Here is a 19,585-nt window from a genome sequence, read left to right on the forward strand (position 1 = left end):
GCGGGGCTGCGGCACCGCGCCCGGGGCGGCCCCCCGCCCGGCCGTCCGGGGGCGACCGCTCGTCCGGGTGACCCGGCGGCACGGCGCCGTGCACCGGCCGCAGCGGGCCGCCACCGTGGGGTGCTGGCCCCGTCCGGCGCCCGAGCGCCGCGGCCCGTCGAGAGGTGCGCCGATGCCCGTCCCGTTCACCGCCGTGCTGCCCGCCCTCCTGCTGCTGCCCGCGCTCGGCGGGCCCGGCACGGTGGTCGAGGCGGACTTCGCGCCGGCCACGGCCTTCGTCCCGCCGGCCGCGATCAGCCACGCCCCGGACGTCGTGCCGTACGGCTCCCGCGTCCGGGTCACCGAGACCCGGACCGGCACCGGGACGGGTCTCGCGCTGGAACTCACCGGGATCGCCCCCGCCACCGAACTGGCCGCCCACGTGCACACCGGGCAGTGCGGGGCGGACCCGGCCGCCTCCGGCCCGCACTACCAGGACGCCGTGGACCCGGTGCAGCCCTCCACCGACCCGGCCTACGCCAACGACCGCAACGAGGTCCGGCTCGCCCTGCGCACCGACGCGGCCGGGGACGGGACGGCGCGGACCGCGGTGCACTGGCGGTTCCGGCCGGGCGGGGCGCGGTCGCTGGTGCTGCACACCGTGCACGCCGAGGGCGCCCACCCGGCGGGCGCCCGGGTGGCGTGCGTGAACGTCGACTTCTGAGCGCCCCGGGGCGGACCGGACCGCCGGCGGCGGCACGCCCGGCCCGGTCCCCGGGGGTGCGGTCAGTCCCCGAGGGTGGCGACCAGCACGGCCTTGATGGTGTGCAGCCGGTTCTCCGCCTGGTCGAAGACCACCGAGTGCGCGGACTCGAAGAGCTCGTCGGTGCACTCCAGCTCGGTCATACCGGTCTCCTCGTGCATCTGGCGGCCGATCTCGGTGCCGAGGTCGTGGTACGCGGGCAGGCAGTGCAGGAACTTGACGGCGGGGTTGCCGGTCAGCCGGACGGTGTCCATGGAGACCTGGTACGGCTTCAGCAGGGCGATCCGCTCGGCCCACACCTCCTTGGGCTCGCCCATGGAGACCCAGACGTCGGTGTAGAGGAAGTCGGCGCCCGCCACGCCCTCCTCCACCGACTCGGTGACGGTGATCCGGGCGCCGGTCGTCGCGGCGAGGTCCTGGGCGGCCTTCTGCACGTCGTCGGCCGGCCAGAGCTCCCGCGGGGCCACGATCCGCACGTCCATGCCGAGCAGGGCGCCCGTCACGAGCAGCGAGTTGCCCATGTTGTTGCGGGCGTCGCCGAGGTAGGCGAGGGCGACGTCGCCGAGCGGCTTGGCGCAGTGCTCGCGGACGGTGAGCACGTCCGCGAGCATCTGGGTCGGGTGCCACTCGTCGGTCAGCCCGTTCCACACCGGGACGCCGGCGTGCGCGGCCAGCTCCTCCACGATCTCCTGGCCGTGGCCGCGGTACTCGATGCCGTCGAACATCCGGCCGAGCACCCGGGCCGAGTCCCGGATGGACTCCTTGTGGCCGATCTGGGAACCCGCCGGATCGAGGTAGGTGGTGGCGGCGCCCTGGTCGTGGGCGGCCACCTCGAAGGCGCAGCGCGTCCGGGTGGAGGTCTTCTCGAAGATCAGGGCGATGTTCTTGCCCCGCAGCCGGGGCTGCTCGGTGCCGGCGTACTTGGCGGCCTTCAGCTGCGCGGCGAGGTCCACCAGGAAGCGGAACTCCTGGGGAGTGAAGTCGAGCTCCTTGAGGAAGTGCCTGTTCCGGAGGTTGAACGCCATGCCGGGCTCCTGGGTCGTCCGATGTCGAGACGGGAAGTGTATACGACTGTCGGAATTTGTATGCAGGGATGGCGCTGTGATGCGGGCGACCCGGCCCGCCCCCGCAGGTCGCGCGGGGGCGGGCCGGACGGCGTCACGGGGACGGCGGTCGCGCGCACGGGCAGGTCACAGCCGCGGGTCGACCGGCTCGGACTCCAGGGCGAGCACCGCGAAGACCGGCTCGTGCACCCGCCACAGCGGCTCGCCGGCGGCCAGCCGGTCCAGCGCCTCCAGGCCGAGGGCGTACTCGCGCAGCGCCAGCGAGCGCTTGTGCCCCAGGAAGCGCTGGCGCAGCTGGTCCAGGTACTCGGTGTAGTCCGGGCCGTAGATGATCCGCAGGTACTCCCGGCCGCGGACCTTCACGCCCGGCTGCACCAGCCGCCCGCCGGCGTCGCGGACCAGCGAGGCGAGCGGCTTGACCACCATGCCCTCGCCGCCGGCCTCGGTGAGCTCCTCCCACCAGGCGATGCCGGCCGCGACGGAGGCCTCGTCCGCGGTGTCCACGACCAGGCGGCCGGTGCGCTGCAGGATCGGCTCGTCGGGGTCGTCGGCCCCGACCAGCCGGTCGAGCCACCCGAGGTGCCGGTCGTGCGGCAGCACGGCGAGGTTGGCACCCTCGGCGGCCAGCAGCTGGAACGGGGCGAGCCTGATCCCGCTGAGGCCCTCGGTCGGCCAGCAGTAGCGCCGGTACGCCGCGGTGAAGGCGTCGGCGTCGAGCGCGCGCTGCCGCTGCCGGGCCGTCAGGTCGGCGACGTCCAGGCCGCGCTCGGCGGCCCGGTCGAGCGCGTCGAGCACCTGCGGCAGGGCGGCGCCGGCCGCAGCGCCGACCGCCGCGTACTGGCGGCGCAGCAGCTCGGCCGCCTTCAGCGACCACGGCATCAGCTCGGCGTCCAGCAGCAGCCAGCCGGTGCCCAGCTCGTCGAAGAGCCCGGCCCGCTCGGCGGCGGCCCGCAGACGGGCCAGGACGGCGCCGGTCAGTTCCTCGTCGCCGAGGAAGGCGCGGCCGGTGCGCGTCCAGATCGCCCCCGGTCCGGCGAGGCCGAACCGCTTCTCCAGCGCCGACCCGTCCCGGGCGACCAGGACGACCGCGCGGGAGCCCATGTGCTTCTCCTCGCAGACCACCTGCTGCACGCCGTCGTGGCGGTAGGCGAAGAACGCCTCCTCCGGGTGCTCCAGGTAGCCCTCGCGCCGGGAGGTGGCGGAGGGCGCCATGGTCGGCGGCAGGTAGGCGAGCAGCCGCGGGTCGAGGGCGAAGCGGCTCATCACCTCCAGCGCCGCGGCGGCGTTCTCCTCGCGGACGGAGACCCGCCCGTGGTGCGCCGTCTCGACGATCCGCCGGCCGGCCACGTCGGCCAGGTCCAGCGGACGGCCCTCGCGGCCGCCGGGCGCGTCGGTGTGCAGCGGGCGCCGCGGGGCGTACCACTCCTGCTCGGCCGGGACGGTGACGAGCTCGCGCTCCGGGTAGCGCAGGGCGGTGAGGTGGCCGCCGAAGACGCAGCCGGTGTCCAGGCAGATGGTGTTGTTGACGAAGCTCGCCGTGGGCGTCGGGGTGTGGCCGTACACGACGAGCGCCCGGCCGCGGTACTCCTCGGCCCACGGGTAGCGGACCGGCAGGCCGTACTCGTCGGTCTCGCCGGTGGTGTCGCCGTAGAGCGCGTGCGAGCGGACCCGGCCGGAGTTGCGGCCGTGGTACTTCTCGGGCAGGCCGGCGTGGCAGACCACCAGGGCGCCGCCGTCCAGCAGGTAGTGGCTGACCAGGCCGCGCATGAACGCCCGGACCTCGGCCCGGAACTCCTCCGGCTCGGCGGCGAGCTGGTCGATCGACTCCTTCAGGCCGTGCGAGACGGTGACCTTGCGGCCGTCCATGTGCCGGCCGAGCTTGTTCTCGTGGTTGCCGGGCACGCAGAGGGCGTGGCCGGCCGCGACCATGCCCATCACCAGGCGCAGCACGCCCGGGGTGTCCGGGCCGCGGTCGACCAGGTCGCCGACGAAGACCGCGGTACGGCCCTCGGGGTGGGCGGCGTCGACGGCGCGGCCGCGGTCGTCGCGGTCGATCCGGTAGCCGAGGCGGACGAGCAGCGTCTCCAGCTCGGAACGGCAGCCGTGGATGTCGCCGACGATGTCGAACGGGCCGGTGAGGTGCCGCAGGTCGTTGAACCGCTTCTCCGGCACGATCTCGGCGGCGGCGACCTCGGCCTCGCCGCGCAGGACGTGCACCTTGCGGAAGCCCTCGCGCTCCAGCCCCTTCATCGAGCGGCGCAGCTCGCGCTGCTGGCGCGGCAGGACGTGCGCGGGCAGCTGGCGGTCCGGGCGGTGGCTGTTGCGCTCGGCGCAGACCGAGGTCGGCACGTCCAGCACGATCGCGATGGGCAGCACGTCGTGCTCGCGGGCGAGCCTGATCAGCGCCTTGCGGGACTCCGGCTGCACGTTGGTCGCGTCGACGACGGTGAGCCGGCCGGCCGCGAGGCGCTTGCCGACGATGTAGTGGAGCACGTCGAAGGCGTCGGTGGACGCCGACTGGTCGTTCTCGTCGTCGGCGACCAGACCCCGGCAGTAGTCGGAGGAGACGACCTGGGTCGGCTGGAAGTGCCGGCGCGCGAAGGTGGACTTGCCGGAGCCGCTGGTGCCGATCAGGACGACCAGGGACACGTCGGTGACGGGCAGTCGGCGGACGGGCTGCGCGGCCTCGGCCGCGGCTGCGTCGGCAGCCGCGCCGACGATGCCGCCGGTGTCCGCGGTGGTGTCCGCGCCGGTGTCCGGGCCGGTGTCCGCGGGGCCGGCGGGCAGGCCGTCGGCGGCGGAGCCGCCGGTGGGCAGGACGTCGGAGGTCATCGGGTCACGCTCCCTTCAGGGGCATTGTCGGTGGTGGCCGTGCGGAACAGGGCGAGCTGGGTCGGCGCGCCGACCTCCTCGTCGAACGGTCCGACCGGCCGGAGGGCGACGGTGTAGCCGTAGGTGCCGGCGACCCGCTCGGCCCAGGCGGCGAACTCGGCCCGGTTCCACTCGAACCGGTGGTCGGAGTGCCGGACGTGGCCGGCCGGGAGGGTCTCCCAGCGGACGTTGTACTCGACGTTCGGGGTGGTGACGACGACGGCCTGCGGACGGGCCGCGCCGAAGACGGCGTACTCCAGGGCGGGCAGCCGGGGCAGGTCGAGGTGCTCGATCACCTCGGACAGCACGGCCGCGTCGTACCCCTTGAGCCGGGCGTCGGTGTAGGTGAGCGCGCCCTGGATGAGGCGGACCCGGGCTGCCTGGCGCTCGCTCATGCGGTCGAGCCGCAGCTTGCGCCCGGCCGCGGCCAGCGCCCGCGAGGAGACGTCCACGCCGAGCACCTCCGTCACCCTGGCGTCCTTCAGCAGTTCGCCCACCAGCTCGCCCTGGCCGCAGCCGAGGTCGAGCACCCGGGCGGCGCCGGTCTCGGCCAGTGCGGCCAGGATCGCGGCACGCCGCTGGACGGCGAGCGGGACGGGCCGGTCGCCGGCGTCCGGCTCGGCCGCGGTCGGCGCGAAGCCGGTCGAAGCGTCGGTGACAGCCGTGTCGGTGCCGCCCGTGTCGGTGCCGGCCGCGTCGGTGCCGGGGGCCTCGGCGGCCGGGTCGTCGGCCGGCGGGTCGTCGTCGACGGCGTTGTCCAGCTCCTCGGCCTCGCTGTCGTCCGCCTCGGCGAGCCGGGCCAGGGCCAGCCGCTCCATGGCGAGCCTGGTCAGCGACCAGCGCCGGGCCAGGTAGCGGCGGGTGATCACGGCGAGCTCGGGGTGGTCGGCCAGCCAGCCCTCGCCGGCGGCGAGCAGCTTGTCGACCTCGTCGGGCGCCACCCAGTAGTGCTTGGCGCCGTCGAGTACCGGCAGCAGCACGTACAGGTGCTGCAGCGCGTCCGCCAGGCGCAGTTCACCGGTCAGCTCCACCCGGACGTAGCGGGACTCGCCCCACTCGGGGAAGGTCTCGTCCAGCGGGACCGCCACCGCGTCCACCTGCCAGCCGAGCGGCTCGAACAGCCGCCGCACCATCGCCGGACCGCCGCCCTCGCCGCCGCCGGTCGCGGGGACCGCGGGGAGGTCGATGCGCAGCGGCATGACCAGCTCGGCCCGGCCGGGCAGCTTCTCGCAGACGCCCTTCATCGCCGACCGGAAGACCGTGCGCAGCGCCACCGCCAGCAGCGAGGACGCGGCGTAGGGCCGGTCGTTCACGTACTGGGCGAGGGCGAGGTCGGGCGAGCCGGACCGGCCCCGGCCGCGGCCCTGGCGGACGAGGGCGACGGGGTCGATGTCGAGGAGCAGGGCCGCCGTGCACCGCTGCTCGGTGGCCTCCGGGTAGAAGACGTGCGCCACCCCGTGCGAGGTGGAGAAGCGCTGCACCTTCTCCGGGTGCTTGTGCAGCAAGAAGCCCAGGTCAGTGGCCGGGCGGTCGGCTGTGGCCGTGGTGGAGATCGAGATGAACACCCGGTCGAGTATCGCCGACGGACGATCGGCCGGTCACCGGATTTTGCGCCGCTGCGCAAGTCCCGGGCCTGCCCGGGTGCCGGCCCGTCCCGGGGGCGGTCCGCGCGCCGGCGGGTCGGCCGCGGGGTCGGGGGCATGGACGTCGGAGGGGGCGCGCGGGTGCCCGGTCGCGGCGTCCGCACGGTGAGCGCGTTCGGCACGGCCACCCCCGATTCGTTAACGTGCACGATGTGACTGCTGAAACCTCCTCCCTCGCACGCGGCGCCGTCGCGGCCGGCCTGGCGACGATCGCGGCCGACGGCACCGTCCTGGACACCTGGTTCCCCGCGCCCGAGCTGACGGCCGAGCCCGGCCCGGCGGGCACCGTCCGGCTGACCGCCGAGCAGGCCGAGTCCGAGCTCGGTGCCGGCGCGGCCGAGGCGCTGCGCAGCGACGCCCGCCGCGGCGTCGAGGTCGTCGCCGTGCGCACCACCATCTCCTCCCTGGACGACAAGCCGCTCGACGCGCACGACGCCTACCTGCGTCTGCACCTGCTGAGCCACCGTCTGGTCAAGCCGCACGGGCAGAACCTGGACGGCATCTTCGGTCTGCTCGCCAACGTCGCCTGGACGAGCGTCGGCCCGGTGCCGGTGGCGAACGTGGAGCAGGCCCGTCTGGCGGTCCGCGCGCAGGGCGGTCAGCTGGCCGTCTACGGCGTGGACAAGTTCCCGCGGATGACCGACTACGTCGTCCCGACGGGCGTGCGGATCGCCCACGCGGACCGCGTCCGCCTCGGCGCGCACCTCGCCGAGGGCACCACGGTGATGCACGAGGGCTTCGTCAACTTCAACGCCGGCACGCTGGGCACCTCGATGGTGGAGGGCCGGATCAGCGCCGGTGTCGTGGTCGGCGACCACAGCGACATCGGCGGCGGCGCCTCGATCATGGGCACGCTGTCCGGTGGCGGCAAGCAGGTCGTCTCGGTCGGCGAGCGCTGCCTGCTCGGTGCCAACGCCGGCATCGGCATCGCGCTGGGCAACGACTGCGTGGTGGAGGCCGGTCTGTACGTGACCGCCGGCACCCGGGTGACCACCCCGGACGGCAAGATCGCCAAGGCGGTCGAGCTGTCCGGCCAGGACAACCTGCTGTTCCGCCGCAATTCGCAGAGCGGCGCCGTCGAGGTCATCGCGCGGTCCGGCTCGTGGGGCGGCCTGAACGCGGAGCTGCACGCGCACAACTGATCTCCTGTGTTCCGGGCGGGCCCGGGCGGCGTACCTCCGTGTACGCGGCCCGGGCCCGCCGCCGTTCCGCCGCAGCTCACCGGGCGGCGCCCGGTCCCGCCCTCGGTCGGCCCCGGCTCCGGGCCTAGCCGAGGGCGGACCGGGGCCGCAAGCCGCGCTCACCCGAGGGGCTGACCCGGCGGCGGTCTTGGACCTCAACGGGTGGTCCCCGGTGACCGCCCGCGGGCGGGGGTCGTTGGACGGGCGGCGCCGGTATCGGACGCCGTACTCCGCACCGTCGAGCTGGAAGGGCACCCCCATGTCCGATCCCCTGTCCGACTCCGCCTCCGACTCCCCGCCCGACTCGCTGTCCGACTCGCTGTCCGCTCCGGTCGGCGAGGGGCCCGGCGGCGCGTCCCAGAACCTCGCGGACGACGTGTCCGCGGCCGAGGCGTCGAAGGACCTCCTGCAGCAGATGGAGGAGCTGCTGGCGACCGTGAGTGCCAGCCTGGCCGGTCTGGGCGCCGATCTGCGGTCCTCCGCCTCCCGGACCGGCACGCCGGACGACGAGGCTCCCCGGCCGGACGCTCACGGCTGACCCACCGCTCCGGCACCCGCCCCCGCACGGGCACGGGCACCGGCACCAGTACCGATTGGCGGGCCGAGGCGGACGGACAGCAGCGGGCCGAGTCGCTCCGACGGGTCCTCCGACCCGGTGGCCGACAGGTCCACGGAATCCCCGGCGCCCACGGAGTCCACGGAGTCCACAGCCTCCCCGGAGCACCCCGGCCGGCCCGCCGGGACGTCGAACGGGCCCTCGTCCAGGTACTCCGGCCCGTCCTCCTCGGGCGGCGGGAGACCGTTCGCGCGGCGGACGGCCCGGAGCAGCTCGGCCGCCACCTCCTTGCAGTCGGCACCGGCGTCCACCCCGTCGATGCAGCGCCAGTAGACGCTCTCCGCGTCGGCGCCGCAGGCGAGCACGACGAGCGCCTCGGCCACCTCGTGCAGCAGGAAGCAGAGTTCGCACAGGACGGGGTCGAGCTCGCCGAGGTCGTCCAGGCGGCGGGCCCGGCCGCCGGCCCAGTCCGTGCCGGGCGGGCCGAGGACGTCGAGCGTGTCGAGGGTGCCGAGGGCGCCCGGCGGGTCGTCGAGGCAGCCTGCCGCATGGGCGCCCGCGTCGCAGAGGAGTTGGCCGAGGGCGCCGATCTCGCCGGAGTCCTGCTCCGCGATCCGGGCACCGACCGCCTCGGTGAGCAGGCCGGCCTGACGGGCCTCCAGCAGCACGCCCTGCGCCGTCCTGGCCTCGGCCAGTGCGTGCCGGGTCGTCTTGATCAGTCGCAGCGCGTCCATGCCGCCGCTCCCCTCGCTCGCATCGGGACCGCCGTTGCCGACGGTGTCTCTCGACGCAAGCGTGCTGGCCGGCCCCACCCGGGCCGGCCGCCCGGGCCGGACCTGTGGACAACCCGCCCCTGTGGACAACCGGGGTCACCCGCACGAGCGACGAACCACCTGAACTCGGGCGTCAGCCGGTCCGATCGTCCGACGAATCCCCGGAGGAGCCCGCACCCGCGGACGGCGACTCCGAAGCCCCGGACGGCGACTCCCCACCCGCAGGCAGCGACTCCGAAGCCCCGGACGGCGAGCCCGCACCCGCGGACAGCGGCTTCCCACCCGCGGACGGCGGCCGCGACGCCACCCCTTCGCCCGCAGCCGGCGAGCGTCCCGGCACCGGGAAGCGCTCCTCGTTCCGCTCGATCTTGGCCGCCAGCGCCTCTGCCGGGTCAACCCCCACCACGCTGCAGAACTGCAGCAGGTAGGCCAGCACGTCGGCGACCTCGTCCCGGACCCGGTGGGCTCGGTCGGGTTCGGCCATCACCGCGTCCGCCTGTTCCGGCGTCAGCCACTGGAAGATCTCCAGCAGCTCGCCGGCCTCCACGCTGAGCGCCGCGGCCAGGTTCTTGGGCGTGTGGTACGGCTGCCAGCTGCGCGCCGCCGCGAACGCGTCGAGGCGGCGGCTCAGCCGCACCAGTGCGTCCTCGCCCGGCGCCGGTCCGGGCTCGGGCGCGGGGCGGCCGGATCCGCCGCGGCCGGGGTGGGAACCACCGGGGCCGGAGGGCTTGTCGTTGTCGGTCACGCCCCCAGGTCTACCCCATCGGCGTCGCCCCTCCCGGCCTGCTGCGGTACCCGGGGCGTCCGGTCCGGCAGGACGAGCACGCTGTGGCCGGTGGCCGGGTCGCGGCGGCACTCGACCAGGTCCAGCCCCTCCACCTCCGCGGTGGCGGCGGGCTCCTGCAGTGCGGCCAGCAGCCGGACGTCCCCCTTGTCGCACACCTCGCGGGCGACCCGCAGCAGCGAGGCGACCTGTTCGGTGCCCAGACCGGCCCCCAGGTCCTCGGCGAGGACGGTCAGCTGCCGGTGGGCGGAGGGCACCTCGGCCGCGGCGTCGACGTCCAGCACCCCGGCCCCGGTGAGCAGCACCGCGGCGAAGGCGAGCAGCCGCAGCATGCCGTCGGAGGCCTGGTCGGCGCCGGTGCGCCCGAGCACGCCCTCGTCGAAGACGGCCATCAGCCGCTGCTGGGCGTCCTCCCCGCGGCGGGCGACCTCCAGCCCGAGCAGCGGGTGCGGGGCGGCGGCCTGGACGGCCTTGAGCAGGCGCCCGTAGCGGCGGCTGCACTCGTTCTCCAGCCGGGCGAGCACGGCGGAGATGTTGGAGGCGGTACCGACCAGCCGGGCCTGCGGTTCGGGCCTGGTCCAGCTGCGCATCGCGGCGGGCACCGGGTGCAGCGGGAAGACCTCGCGCAGGGCGGTGAGCAGTTGTTCGGTGGCGGCGAGCACCTTGCGCTCGCCGGGCGAGGAGCCGGCCACCCGGAGCGGGATCTGAGCGGTGATCAGGCTGTCGCTGGGGAAGGGCGCGCGGATGTCGCCCTGCCGGGTGTCGTTGTGCCAGGTGACGTTGACCCGGCCCTGGGCGATGTCCTGTTCGCCGGTCTCCACCAAGGTCTCGCCGGCGAGGGTCAGCCACTCCCGGGCCACCCGGACGCGGCCGTCGGTGCGGACGACCAGTTCCAGCCGGATCGGTCCGGCGCAGGAGCGGACGGTGCAGCCGAGGATGATCGCGTTGCGGCCGTGCGGGACGCACCCCATCAGGCCGCCGCGCACGGGCCCGGCGAGCGGGCCTGCGGTGCCGCCGACGCCGTCCAGCGAGGGGCCGATCTCCTCTCCGATCGCCAGCCGGGAGAGCACCGCCAGGGCGTCCAGCGCGTTCGACTTGCCGACGCCGGACGGGCCGTGCAGCACGGTCAGCGGGGAGAGCGGCAGGGTGGTGCGGCGGTAGGACTTGAAGGAGGTCAGCCGGATTTCCTCGACCGCGGGGCGGCGGGTGGGACGGGCGATCGGGGCTGCGGGAGCGGCGGCTTCGCTGGTCACCCGGGGGACCCTAGCGGCCGGGGGGCCGGACGAAACGTCCCTGCTCGGGCCGGTTCACACGAACGGCTCAGCATTCGCACACCGCCCCCACCGCCTCCCCTGCGGGTCCACGCGGCCCGGTGCCGACAGCACGGGCCGCGTCACGGACGGCGACGAGGACACCGGCGCGGACACGGGTGCGGCCGGCGACACGGACGCCGTCCCGGCCGGCGATGCGTCAGCCGTACACCGGGAGCAGCTCAGCTGCACACCGAGGGCAGCTCAGCCGTACACCGAGAGCAGCACGGAGCCGGTGACCTCGACCGGCTCCGGCAGGGCGGCGAGTGCGGCGGCGAGCCGGTCCGGGTCGGTGTGCCAGGCGTTCGGGCCCATGCCGACGACGGCGGCGGCGTCCCGGTGCGACAGCCGCAGGGTGAACTCCACCTCGGTGCGGTCGATCGGGCGCAGCCAGGGGTTCAGCTTCTCGTCGATCCGGCGCTCCTTCTCCTCGTCGACCGACAGCAGGCCGAGCCCGGAGACGAGTTCGCGCAGGTGGCGGGAGGTCGGCGCGACCAGCAGCAGGCGTCCGCCGGGGCGCAGCACGCGGCGGATCTCGGGGCCGTTGCGCGGGGCGAAGACGTTGAGGACGAGGTCGGCGCAGTCGTCGAGCAGGGGCAGCGGCCGCCAGGCGTCGCAGACCACGGCGCCGATCCGGGGGTGGGCCCTGGCGGCGCGGCGCAGGGCGTACTTGGAGATGTCGAGGGCGGCGCCGGCCGGGCCGTCGAGGCGGTCGAGGACGTGCGCGAGGTAGTGGCCGGTGCCGGCGCCGAGGTCGGCGACCAGTCCGTCGGAGAGGTCCCCGGGGGCGTCCGCGGCGGCGTCGGCGAGTGCCTCGGCGACGGGCCGGTAGTGGCCGGCGGCGAGGAAGTCGCTGCGGGCGGCGACCATCTCCGCGGTGTCGCCGGTGCCGGTGTGCGCGTCGCCGGGAAGCAGGCTGACGTAGCCCTGCCGGGCCTGGTCGAAGCTGTGCCCGGCGGGGCAGCGCAGGGTGCGGCCGTCGAGGGCGAGGTGCTGCGCGCAGTGCGGGCAGGCCAGGTGGGGCTCGATGTCCTGCAGCAACGTGGCGGTCCTCGTCGGGCTCGGGGGTGGGGCCCAAGCCTAACGAGTCGGCCGGTGTCGCCCGGCGCGTCAGTCGGTGTCGTCCTCGTCGTCGTCGCCGCTGACCTCTTCCTCCTCGGGCTCGTCGACGACCCAGGCGGAGAGCCGTTCGGCGACCCCGCTGACGCCGATCTTGCCCTCGCGGATGCCGCGGGCGAGACTGCGGACCTCGCGCGCGGTGGTGGCGACGCTGCAGCCGCTGGCGACCAGGTAGGCGTAGGCGACGGCGGTGGCGAACAGTTCGTTGTTCCGCTCCAGCGAGGGGATGCGGATCAGTTGGTGCATCAGGGCCGCGGCCCGGTCGTGCGGTTCGGGGTAGACGGCGATGTCGAAGATCTCGGCCTGGTGCCGGGCGACCGCGGCCAGCAGCGACCCGTAGTCGGTGACCTGGGGGTCGCCCGGGGTGTACTGCTCAGCGGTCATGAGCAGCCACGAGAGGTCGACCTCGAGCTTCAACGGCGCACATCCTGGGCACCCGGCTCCCCGAACTCGGCCAGGAAGGCCGTCTCGTACTCCTTCATGAACTGGGCCGCGGTGTCCACGAAGAGGCGCCCGGCCTCGCCCATGTCCTGCTGGACGAGCCGTTCGATGTACTGGTTCATGCTGATCCCCTGCTGCTCGGCCCGTTCCCGGGCCATCTCGGCGGTGGTGGCGTCCACCCGGACGTTGAGTTGTTTCTTGGCCATGAATTCAAGCTAGCGCTGGGGTGCTAGCACAGCAAGGGCGCATTCCGGCCGCCTCGCCGTGCCCGCCCCCCTCAGATGTCCGTTCGCGCCCCACCGGAAACCAGCCCCGCGGAACGATCGGACGGCGCCGTCCCGCAGCGCCCCCGACCTGCGCCGACCGCCGCCGGTGAACGGGGGCCGCCGCCCGGCCGTCCCCCGGTCGACGGGCGGGCGGCACACGCGTGTACGGCGAATTCCCGCCACGGCTCCGCGGAACGGGACCCTCCGGCCCCGGAACGCCGATCGGCGGGCACCGGAGTCTCCTCCCGTGCCCGCCGATCGAAGCGGTTCCTGTCCGCGGCAGCGGCTACTCGTTCCCGCCGGGACCCTCGCCGACCGGCTCCAGGATCGCCACGCACTCGAAGTGATGGGTCATCGGGAACAGGTCGAAGGCCCGCAGCGAGACCGGCCGGTAGCCGCCCTCGCGGAAGAACGCCAGGTCCCGGGCGAGCGCCGCCGGGTCGCAGGCGACGTACGCGATCCGGCGGGCCTCCAGGCCGACCAGGTGCGCGACGGTCTCGCGGCCGGCGCCGGAGCGCGGCGGGTCGAGCACGATCAGGTCGGTGGCGGTGATGCCGGTGCGCGGCAGCAGGGTCTCGACCCGGTCGCACTCGATCCGGACGTTCTCCAGGGCGGCCAGGTTGTGCCGGGCGTCGGCCACGGCCTGCTTGAACGACTCGATGCCGAGCACCGCGCCGTCCTCGCCGACCCGGTCGGCCAGCGCGCCGGCGAACAGGCCGACGCCGCAGTACAGGTCGAGGGCCATCTCGCCCCACTGCGGGTCCAGGCCCTCCAGCACCGCGTCGACCAGGGTGTCCGGCGCCTGCGGGTGGATCTGCCAGAAGCCGCCCTCGGAGACCCGCCAGGTCCGGCCGGCCGCCCGCTCGCGGACGAAGGTCCGGCCGTGCACCCGGTGGAAGAGGCCCTGCTCGTCGACGCGGGAGATGGACACCGGCCGGTCGAGCTCGACCAGCGGCAGCTGCTCGCCGGGGCGCGGCCGCAGGATGACCTGGCGGTCCGAGGAGCCGGTCGCGGCGACCGCCTCCACGGCGGCCACGCCGTCCCAGTCCCGTGCCTCGACGCCGAGCTCGGTGACGCCCTCGGCGGCGATCAGGCAGCGGTCGATCGGCTGCACGTCGTGCGAGCGGTGCCGGCGCAGGCCGGCCCGGCCGGTCTCCGGGTCGACGGTGTACTGGACGCGGGTGCGCCAGGCCGGGACCTCGCCCGCCGGGAGCTTGCCGCCGACCGGCTCCACCGAGCCGTCCCAGCCGGCCTCGGCGGGGGTCAGCCCGCCGAGCTTGGCGAGCTGCTCGGTCAGCACCTGGCCCTTGAGCTTGCGCTGGCCGCCCGGGGTGACGTGCTGCCAGTCGCAGCCGCCGCACTTGCCGGGGCCGGCGAACGGGCAGGGCGCGGCGATGCGCTCCTTGGCGGGCTCCAGGACCTCCACGGCGTCGGCCCGCAGGAAGCGGGAGGTGGTGGTGCCCTCGGTGACCTGGGCGATCACGCGCTCGCCGGGCAGGGTGTGCCGGACGAACAGCACCCGGCCCTCGTGCCGGGCGACGCAGTGGCCGCCGCCGTGCGCGACGGGGCCGACCTCGACCTCGTAGCGCTCGCCGACCAGCGGATCGCCGCTCGGCACCCTGGGCTTCGACTCGGCCCGGGGCCCGGACGCCGCCGTGGACGCCCGCTTCGCCGCCGCGCCGGACTTCGGCTCGCCGGTGCGCAGCGCCTTCGGCGGGCGGACGGTCTGCTTGCCCGGCCGCCGGCCCTGCGGGGCCGTCCGCTCGTCCGCGGGCGCCTCCTCGCGGGGGGCGCGGGGCGCGGTCTGGGCGGTGTAGCCCTCGCGGTCGGTGGCCGCCGGACGGGCGGACCGGTTGCTCCACTTGGGGTGGGCCACCTGGCCCGGGCGGCCGCCGGAGCGGCCGGAGCGGCCGGCCGAGCCGCCCGATCGGGGCGGGTTGTTGCGGGTCACGGTGATCCGTCCTTGTTGCCGGTCCGGGTGGTGTCGGAGGTCTCGAACGGCCGGCCGCCGTGGTGGCGGGGCTCGCCGCGGCGGACGGCGCCCGGCGCCGACCATGCCTTCTGCGGCTTGCGCCGCTCGGAGGACTCCAACTGCCAGGGTACGGAGGTCACCATCACACCGGGCTTGAACAGCAGGCGGCCCTTGAGGCGCAGGGCGCTCTGGTTGTGCAGCAGGTGCTCGTACCAGTGGCCGACGACGTACTCCGGGATGTAGACGGAGACGACGTCGCGGGGGCTGCTGCGGCGCAGGTTCTTGACGTAGTCGAGGACGGGGCCGGTGATCTCGCGGAACGGCGAGTCGAGGACCTTCAGCGGCACCTCGATGCCGCGGGCGTCCCAGTCCTTGCGCAGCGCCTCGGTGTCGGCCGGGTCGACGTTGACGGTGACGGCCTCCAGGGTGTGCGCGCGGGCCAGCCGGGCGTAGGCGAGGGCGCGCAGGGCGGGCTTGTGCAGCTTGGAGACCAGGACGATGGCGTGCACCCGGGTCGGCGGGGCGACGTCCTCGGGCTCCTCGGCGGCGACGAGCTCGGTGGAGACCCGCTCGTAGTGGCGGCGGATCGCCTTCATCATCACGAAGAGCACGACCATGGTCGCGATGGCGATCCAGGCGTGGCTGATCTTGGTGGCGAGGACGACGATCAGCACGGCCATGGTCATCACCAGGCCGAAGGCGTTGATGGCCCGGCTGCGCTGCATGTGCGAGCGCTTCTTCGGGTCGGTCTCGGTGCGCAGCAGGCGGGTCCAGTGCCGGATCATGCCGGACTGGCTCATGTTGAAGGAGACGAAGACGCCGACGATGTACAGCTGGATCAGCCGGGTCGGGTCGGCGTCGAAGGCGATGATGAACAGGATCGCCACGCCGGCCAGCAGGATGATGCCGTTGGAGAAGGCCAGGCGGTCGCCGCGGGTGTGCAGCTGGCGGGGCAGGTAGCGGTCCTGGGCGAGGATCGAGCCGAGCACCGGGAAGCCGTTGAAGGCGGTGTTGGCGGCGAGCACCAGGATCAGGCCGGTCACGGTGGCGACGAAGTAGAAGCCGGGCGTGAAGTTGGAGAACACGGCCTCGCTGATCTGGGCCAGCGCGGTCTTCTGGTGGTAGCCGGGGCCGGCGCCGACGAGCTGCTCGGCCGGGTCCTCGGCCATCTGCACGTGGGTGAGGCGGGCCAGCCAGATGATGCCCATGAACATCACGACGGCGATGGACGCCATCATCAGCAGGGTGGTGGCGGCGTTCTTGCTCTTGGGCTTGCGGAAGGCCGGGACGCCGTTGGAGATGGCCTCGACACCGGTCAGCGCGGCACAGCCGGAGGAGAAGGCCTTCAGCAGCAGGAAGACCATCGCGAAGCCGGCCAGCGAGTCGTTGCCGGGGGTGGCCTGCAGGTGGAAGCCGGAGCTCTCGGCGTTCATCGTCTGGCCGAGGCCGGAGCGGATCGCACCCCAGACCACCATGCCCATCACACCGGCCATGAAGGCGTAGGTGGGGACGGCGAAGGCGCTGCCGGACTCGCGGACGCCGCGCAGGTTCATGCCCATCAGCAGGATGACCACGAGGATCGACAGCGGCAGTTCGTGGCCGCGCAGCGAGGGGACGGCGGAGACCACGTTGGCGACGCCGGAGGTGGTGGACACGGCGACGGTCAGCACGTAGTCGACGAGCAGGGCGCTCGCCACGACCAGGCCGGAGTTGGGGCCGTGGTTGACGGTGGCGACCTCGTAGTCGCCGCCGCCGCTGGGGTAGGCGTGCACGTTCTGCCGGTACGACGCGACCACCGCGAGCATCACGACGGCGACGACGAGGCCGATCTGCCAGGAGAAGTGGATCGCCGAGGCCCCGGCGATGGAGAGCGTGAGGAGGATCTCCTCGGGGGCGTAGGCGACGGAGGACAGCGCGTCCGAGGCGAACACGGGCAGCGCGAGCCGCTTGGGCAGGAGCGTCTCCCCCAGCTTGTCGCTGCGGAGCGCTCGCCCGATCAGGATGCGTTTCGGGAGATCGGCAGGCATAGGCACATCAAGGAATCGTAGGGGCTGCCGACATGTGCTCCGACGACCGGTGCCCCCTCCGTCGAGACTGTGTTCGGTGGACCGGCTAGCGTGTCGGATGAAGGGATAGCGGGCAACACCCTGGTTGCCCCAGGTGCCGAGGTCGAAGGCGCCGACGACGATCCACCCCCGGAATGCGGGGGTGTGGAAGGATGATGAGCGGTGTTTGCGCAGGTCATGGCCCCAACGGACCGGGTGAGGTAGCGTCCCGTGCACATCGTCATCATGGGCTGCGGACGCGTGGGCTCGGCCCTCGCGAGAGCCCTGGAGAAACAGGGTCACTCGGTGGCCGTGGTGGACCAGGACCCGACGGCGTTCCGCCGTCTCGGTGCCGGGTTCAACGGCCGGAGGGTTACGGGCGTCGGCTTCGACCAGGACACCCTGCGGGAGGCGGGCATCGAGGAGGCGGGCGCCTTCGCCGCCGTCTCCAGCGGTGACAACTCCAACATCATCGCGGCGCGGGTCGCCCGCGAGAACTTCGGCGTCGAGCACGTCGCCGCCCGGATCTACGACCCCCGCCGCGCCGAGGTCTACCAGCGGCTCGGCATCCCGACCGTGGCGACCGTCCGCTGGACGGCCGACCAGATGCTGCGCCGGCTGCTGCCGAGCGGCGCCGAGCCGCTGTGGCAGGACCCGAGCGGCAGCATCCAGCTCGCCGAGATCGCCTACGCCCCGAGCTGGGTCGGGCACCGGCTGAGCGCCATGGAGGAGGCCGCGGGCGTCCGGGTGTCGTTCCTCACCCGGCTCGGCGAGGGCGTGCTGCCCGAGCCGCAGATGGTCGTCCAGGAGGGCGACCTGGTGCACGTCACCCTGCGCCGGAGCGAGCTGGACGCGGTCGAGGCCGCGTTCGCGAAGGGCCCCGAGGAGGGTGGTCACTGATGCGTGTCGCCATTGCCGGGGCCGGTGCGGTCGGCCGCTCGATCGCGGGCGAGCTGCTGGAGAACGGCCACGACGTCCTCCTCATCGACAAGAACCCGAACTCCATCTCGGTCGAGCGCGTGCCGATGGCCGAGTGGCTGCTCGCCGACGCCTGCGAGATCACCTCGCTGGACGAGGCCGCCCTGCAGCGCTGCCACGTGGTGATCGCCGCCACCGGCGACGACAAGGTCAACCTGGTGGTGTCGCTGCTCGCGAAGACCGAGTACGGCGTGCCGCGGGTGGTCGCCCGGGTCAACAACCCGAAGAACGAGTGGCTCTTCAACGAGTCGTGGGGCGTTGACGTCGCCGTCTCCACCCCGCGCCTGATGTCGGCCCTGGTCGAGGAGGCCGTCAGCGTCGGCGACCTCGTCCGGCTGATGCGCTTCAGCCAGGGCAACGCCAACCTGGTCGAGCTGACCCTCGCCGCCGACACCGAACTGGTCGGCACCCGGGTCGCGGACGTGCCCTGGCCGGTGGACACCGCGCTGGTCACGATCATCCGCGAGGGCCGGGTGCTGGTGCCGGGCAAGCAGGACACCCTGGAGGCCGGCGACGAGCTGCTGTTCGTGGCCGCCCAGGAGCGCGAGGAGGAGCTGGAGAGCCTGCTGTCGGCGGGCTCCGGCGCCCAGTAGCGGGACGCGCAGGCACGGCGGAGGGGCCGCACCCGGCGGGTGCGGCCCCTCTCGTCACTCCGTGTCCGTCTGCGCCTTGATCGGCGGCGGCGCCTTCAGCAGGATCTGCCAGGTCACGTACATCGCCAGCAGCATCGGCGGGATCCCGAGCGCGACCTTCAGCCAGCCGAGCAGGTTGACGTTCCCGGTGAAGTACAGCGGGAAGAGGATCACCGGCTTGATGCCCATGATCACCACCCAGGCCCAGGTCGCCTTGGTGTACGCGGCGAGCCGGCCCGGGTTCTGGGTGCGCCAGGTGAACATCTCGCCGGTGATCGGGCCGAGCATCACGCCGATCAGCGGCCAGCGCACCAGCGCGGAGACGGCCAGCGCCACGCAGTAGCCCACGCTGTACAGCAGGCCGGGCAGGTAGAAGTTCTCCGCCTTGCCGGTCTTCATCGAGATCCAGGCGCCGATCGCGACGCCGAAGACGCCGCTGAACGCGTGCTGGATCGTCTCCCGCTTCGCCAGCCGGACGACCACGAACAGCGCGCTCAGGCCGAGCGCCGACCACGCGGCGGGGGCGACCTGGTGCGTCACGTTGAAGGCGATGATGAAGACCAGGCCCGGCAGGGTCATGTCGATCATGCCGCGGACGCCGCCGAAGGCCTTGATCACCGTCTCGGCGGCCTCCTTGGACGCCGCCGCGTCGTGCGCCGCCGTGCCCGGTTCCGGCACGGGGTCGTGCGCCACCACCGGCTCGATCCCGGTGGGCAGGTCGGCGGTGCGGGCGGCGGACTCGCCGCCGGGAAGGTTGCTCACGCTGATTCGCTCCCGTGTCCGACCGGACGCAGCTCGTAGCGGGGGTTGAACAGCACGCGGCGCCCGCGTGCGTGGCTGATCCGGCCGGAGGCGATGAGCCGCCGACCCGGTTCTATGCCCACGATCGAGCGGCGGCCGAGCCAGACCACGTCCAGCGCGTCACTGCCGTCGAAGAGTTCGGCCTCCAGGGCCGGCACGCCCGCCCGAGGGCGGATCGTCACGGTACGCAGGGTCCCGGCCACGGTGACCACCTCGCGGTCCCCGCAGCTGGCGATCGGGGTGCATCCCGACTCGGCGGTGTCCTGGCGCAGCTCCTCGGCCTCCAGTTCCTCCGTGGAGGAGGTCAGCCGGTTGAGCATGCGTCGGAAGCGGCCCTGCGGCTGGTCGCTGCGGATGTCACCACTCATGTCGGAAAGGCTACCGGGTGACGGGGCCCGCGCGGCAGC

General features: G+C 74.0%; 17 protein-coding genes and 1 pseudogene. 5 read left to right on the forward strand and 13 right to left on the reverse strand.

Going from position 1 to position 19,585, the window contains the following annotated elements; all coding sequences use genetic code 11:
* The first annotated feature begins 172 nt into the window (after positions 1–172).
* Positions 173–703 (forward strand): superoxide dismutase family protein, encoded by a 531-nt coding sequence (locus tag ABD353_RS25515; RefSeq protein ID WP_344626005.1) that lies wholly within the window; start codon positions 173–175, stop codon positions 701–703.
* 62 nt (positions 704–765) lie between these two features.
* Here ABD353_RS25515 and argF read toward each other — a convergent pair whose 3' ends face one another.
* From argF to ABD353_RS25530, 3 genes are all read right to left on the reverse strand, one after another.
* Positions 766–1,767, reverse strand: coding sequence for an ornithine carbamoyltransferase (gene argF, locus ABD353_RS25520; protein ID WP_344626006.1), 1,002 nt, complete (start codon positions 1,765–1,767; stop codon positions 766–768).
* A 165-nt stretch (positions 1,768–1,932) separates the two neighbouring features.
* Positions 1,933–4,638: a polynucleotide kinase-phosphatase gene (locus ABD353_RS25525; protein WP_344626007.1), complete on the reverse strand. Its 2,706-nt coding sequence runs from the start codon at positions 4,636–4,638 to the stop codon at positions 1,933–1,935.
* Positions 4,635–6,242, reverse strand: a complete 1,608-nt coding sequence (locus ABD353_RS25530) for a 3' terminal RNA ribose 2'-O-methyltransferase Hen1 (RefSeq protein ID WP_344626008.1) — start codon at positions 6,240–6,242, stop codon at positions 4,635–4,637. The genes ABD353_RS25525 and ABD353_RS25530 overlap by 4 nt, the downstream gene beginning before the upstream one ends.
* 230 nt (positions 6,243–6,472) lie before the next feature.
* Between ABD353_RS25530 and dapD the strand changes: the two genes are divergently transcribed.
* Together dapD and ABD353_RS25540 are read left to right on the forward strand one after the other, a co-directional pair.
* The gene (gene dapD, locus ABD353_RS25535) at positions 6,473–7,462 is read left to right on the forward strand and encodes a 2,3,4,5-tetrahydropyridine-2,6-dicarboxylate N-succinyltransferase (protein ID WP_425555247.1); all 990 of its coding nucleotides are present in this window, start codon (positions 6,473–6,475) and stop codon (positions 7,460–7,462) included.
* A gap of 298 nt (positions 7,463–7,760) precedes the next feature.
* A complete protein-coding gene (locus tag ABD353_RS25540) occupies positions 7,761–8,039 on the forward strand; it encodes a hypothetical protein (RefSeq protein WP_344626010.1) in 279 nt (92 codons plus the stop codon).
* Here the strand turns inward: ABD353_RS25540 and ABD353_RS25545 are convergent.
* The 8 genes and pseudogenes from ABD353_RS25545 to ABD353_RS25580 all read right to left on the reverse strand — a co-directional run bounded on the left by ABD353_RS25545 (position 8,030) and on the right by ABD353_RS25580 (position 16,749).
* Entirely contained in the window at positions 8,030–8,791 is a 762-nt protein-coding gene (locus tag ABD353_RS25545; protein WP_344626011.1) for a DUF6099 family protein, read from the reverse strand. The genes ABD353_RS25540 and ABD353_RS25545 overlap by 10 nt on opposite strands.
* A 370-nt stretch (positions 8,792–9,161) precedes the next feature.
* A pseudogene (locus ABD353_RS25550) lies at positions 9,162–9,470 on the reverse strand (nucleotide pyrophosphohydrolase); the annotation flags it as partial.
* A gap of 101 nt (positions 9,471–9,571) precedes the next feature.
* Positions 9,572–10,867 (reverse strand): AAA family ATPase, encoded by a 1,296-nt coding sequence (locus ABD353_RS25555; RefSeq protein ID WP_344626012.1) that lies wholly within the window; start codon positions 10,865–10,867, stop codon positions 9,572–9,574.
* A 261-nt stretch (positions 10,868–11,128) separates the two neighbouring features.
* Positions 11,129–11,965 carry a putative RNA methyltransferase gene (locus tag ABD353_RS25560; protein WP_344626013.1) on the reverse strand — a complete coding sequence of 279 codons (837 nt, stop codon included), beginning with the start codon at positions 11,963–11,965 and terminating at the stop codon, positions 11,129–11,131.
* A 69-nt stretch (positions 11,966–12,034) separates the two neighbouring features.
* On the reverse strand, positions 12,035–12,460 hold the full coding sequence (locus tag ABD353_RS25565) for a fic family toxin-antitoxin system, toxin component (RefSeq protein WP_344626014.1): 426 nt from the start codon (positions 12,458–12,460) through the stop codon (positions 12,035–12,037).
* Positions 12,457–12,690 (reverse strand): toxin-antitoxin system HicB family antitoxin, encoded by a 234-nt coding sequence (locus tag ABD353_RS25570; protein ID WP_030270443.1) that lies wholly within the window; start codon positions 12,688–12,690, stop codon positions 12,457–12,459. The genes ABD353_RS25565 and ABD353_RS25570 overlap by 4 nt, the downstream gene beginning before the upstream one ends.
* A gap of 346 nt (positions 12,691–13,036) precedes the next feature.
* Positions 13,037–14,368: a class I SAM-dependent RNA methyltransferase gene (locus tag ABD353_RS25575; protein WP_344626031.1), complete on the reverse strand. Its 1,332-nt coding sequence runs from the start codon at positions 14,366–14,368 to the stop codon at positions 13,037–13,039.
* 329 nt (positions 14,369–14,697) lie between these two features.
* Positions 14,698–16,749: an APC family permease gene (locus ABD353_RS25580; RefSeq protein ID WP_344626015.1), complete on the reverse strand. Its 2,052-nt coding sequence runs from the start codon at positions 16,747–16,749 to the stop codon at positions 14,698–14,700.
* Positions 16,750–16,998: 249 nt separating this feature from the next.
* Between ABD353_RS25580 and ABD353_RS25585 the strand changes: the two genes are divergently transcribed.
* Positions 16,999–17,667, forward strand: a complete 669-nt coding sequence (locus tag ABD353_RS25585) for a potassium channel family protein (RefSeq protein WP_344626016.1) — start codon at positions 16,999–17,001, stop codon at positions 17,665–17,667.
* Entirely contained in the window at positions 17,667–18,338 is a 672-nt protein-coding gene (locus ABD353_RS25590; protein ID WP_344626017.1) for a potassium channel family protein, read from the forward strand. The genes ABD353_RS25585 and ABD353_RS25590 overlap by 1 nt, the downstream gene beginning before the upstream one ends.
* A gap of 54 nt (positions 18,339–18,392) precedes the next feature.
* Here ABD353_RS25590 and ABD353_RS25595 read toward each other — a convergent pair whose 3' ends face one another.
* Entirely contained in the window at positions 18,393–19,139 is a 747-nt protein-coding gene (locus ABD353_RS25595) for a DUF3159 domain-containing protein (protein WP_344626018.1), read from the reverse strand.
* On the reverse strand, positions 19,136–19,546 hold the full coding sequence (locus ABD353_RS25600; RefSeq protein WP_095875656.1) for an OB-fold nucleic acid binding domain-containing protein: 411 nt from the start codon (positions 19,544–19,546) through the stop codon (positions 19,136–19,138). Before ABD353_RS25600 ends, ABD353_RS25595 begins: the two co-directional genes overlap by 4 nt.
* Positions 19,547–19,585 lie beyond the last annotated feature (39 nt).

The organism is Kitasatospora arboriphila, from assembly GCF_039528095.1.
GTDB lineage: Bacteria > Actinomycetota > Actinomycetes > Streptomycetales > Streptomycetaceae > Kitasatospora > Kitasatospora arboriphila.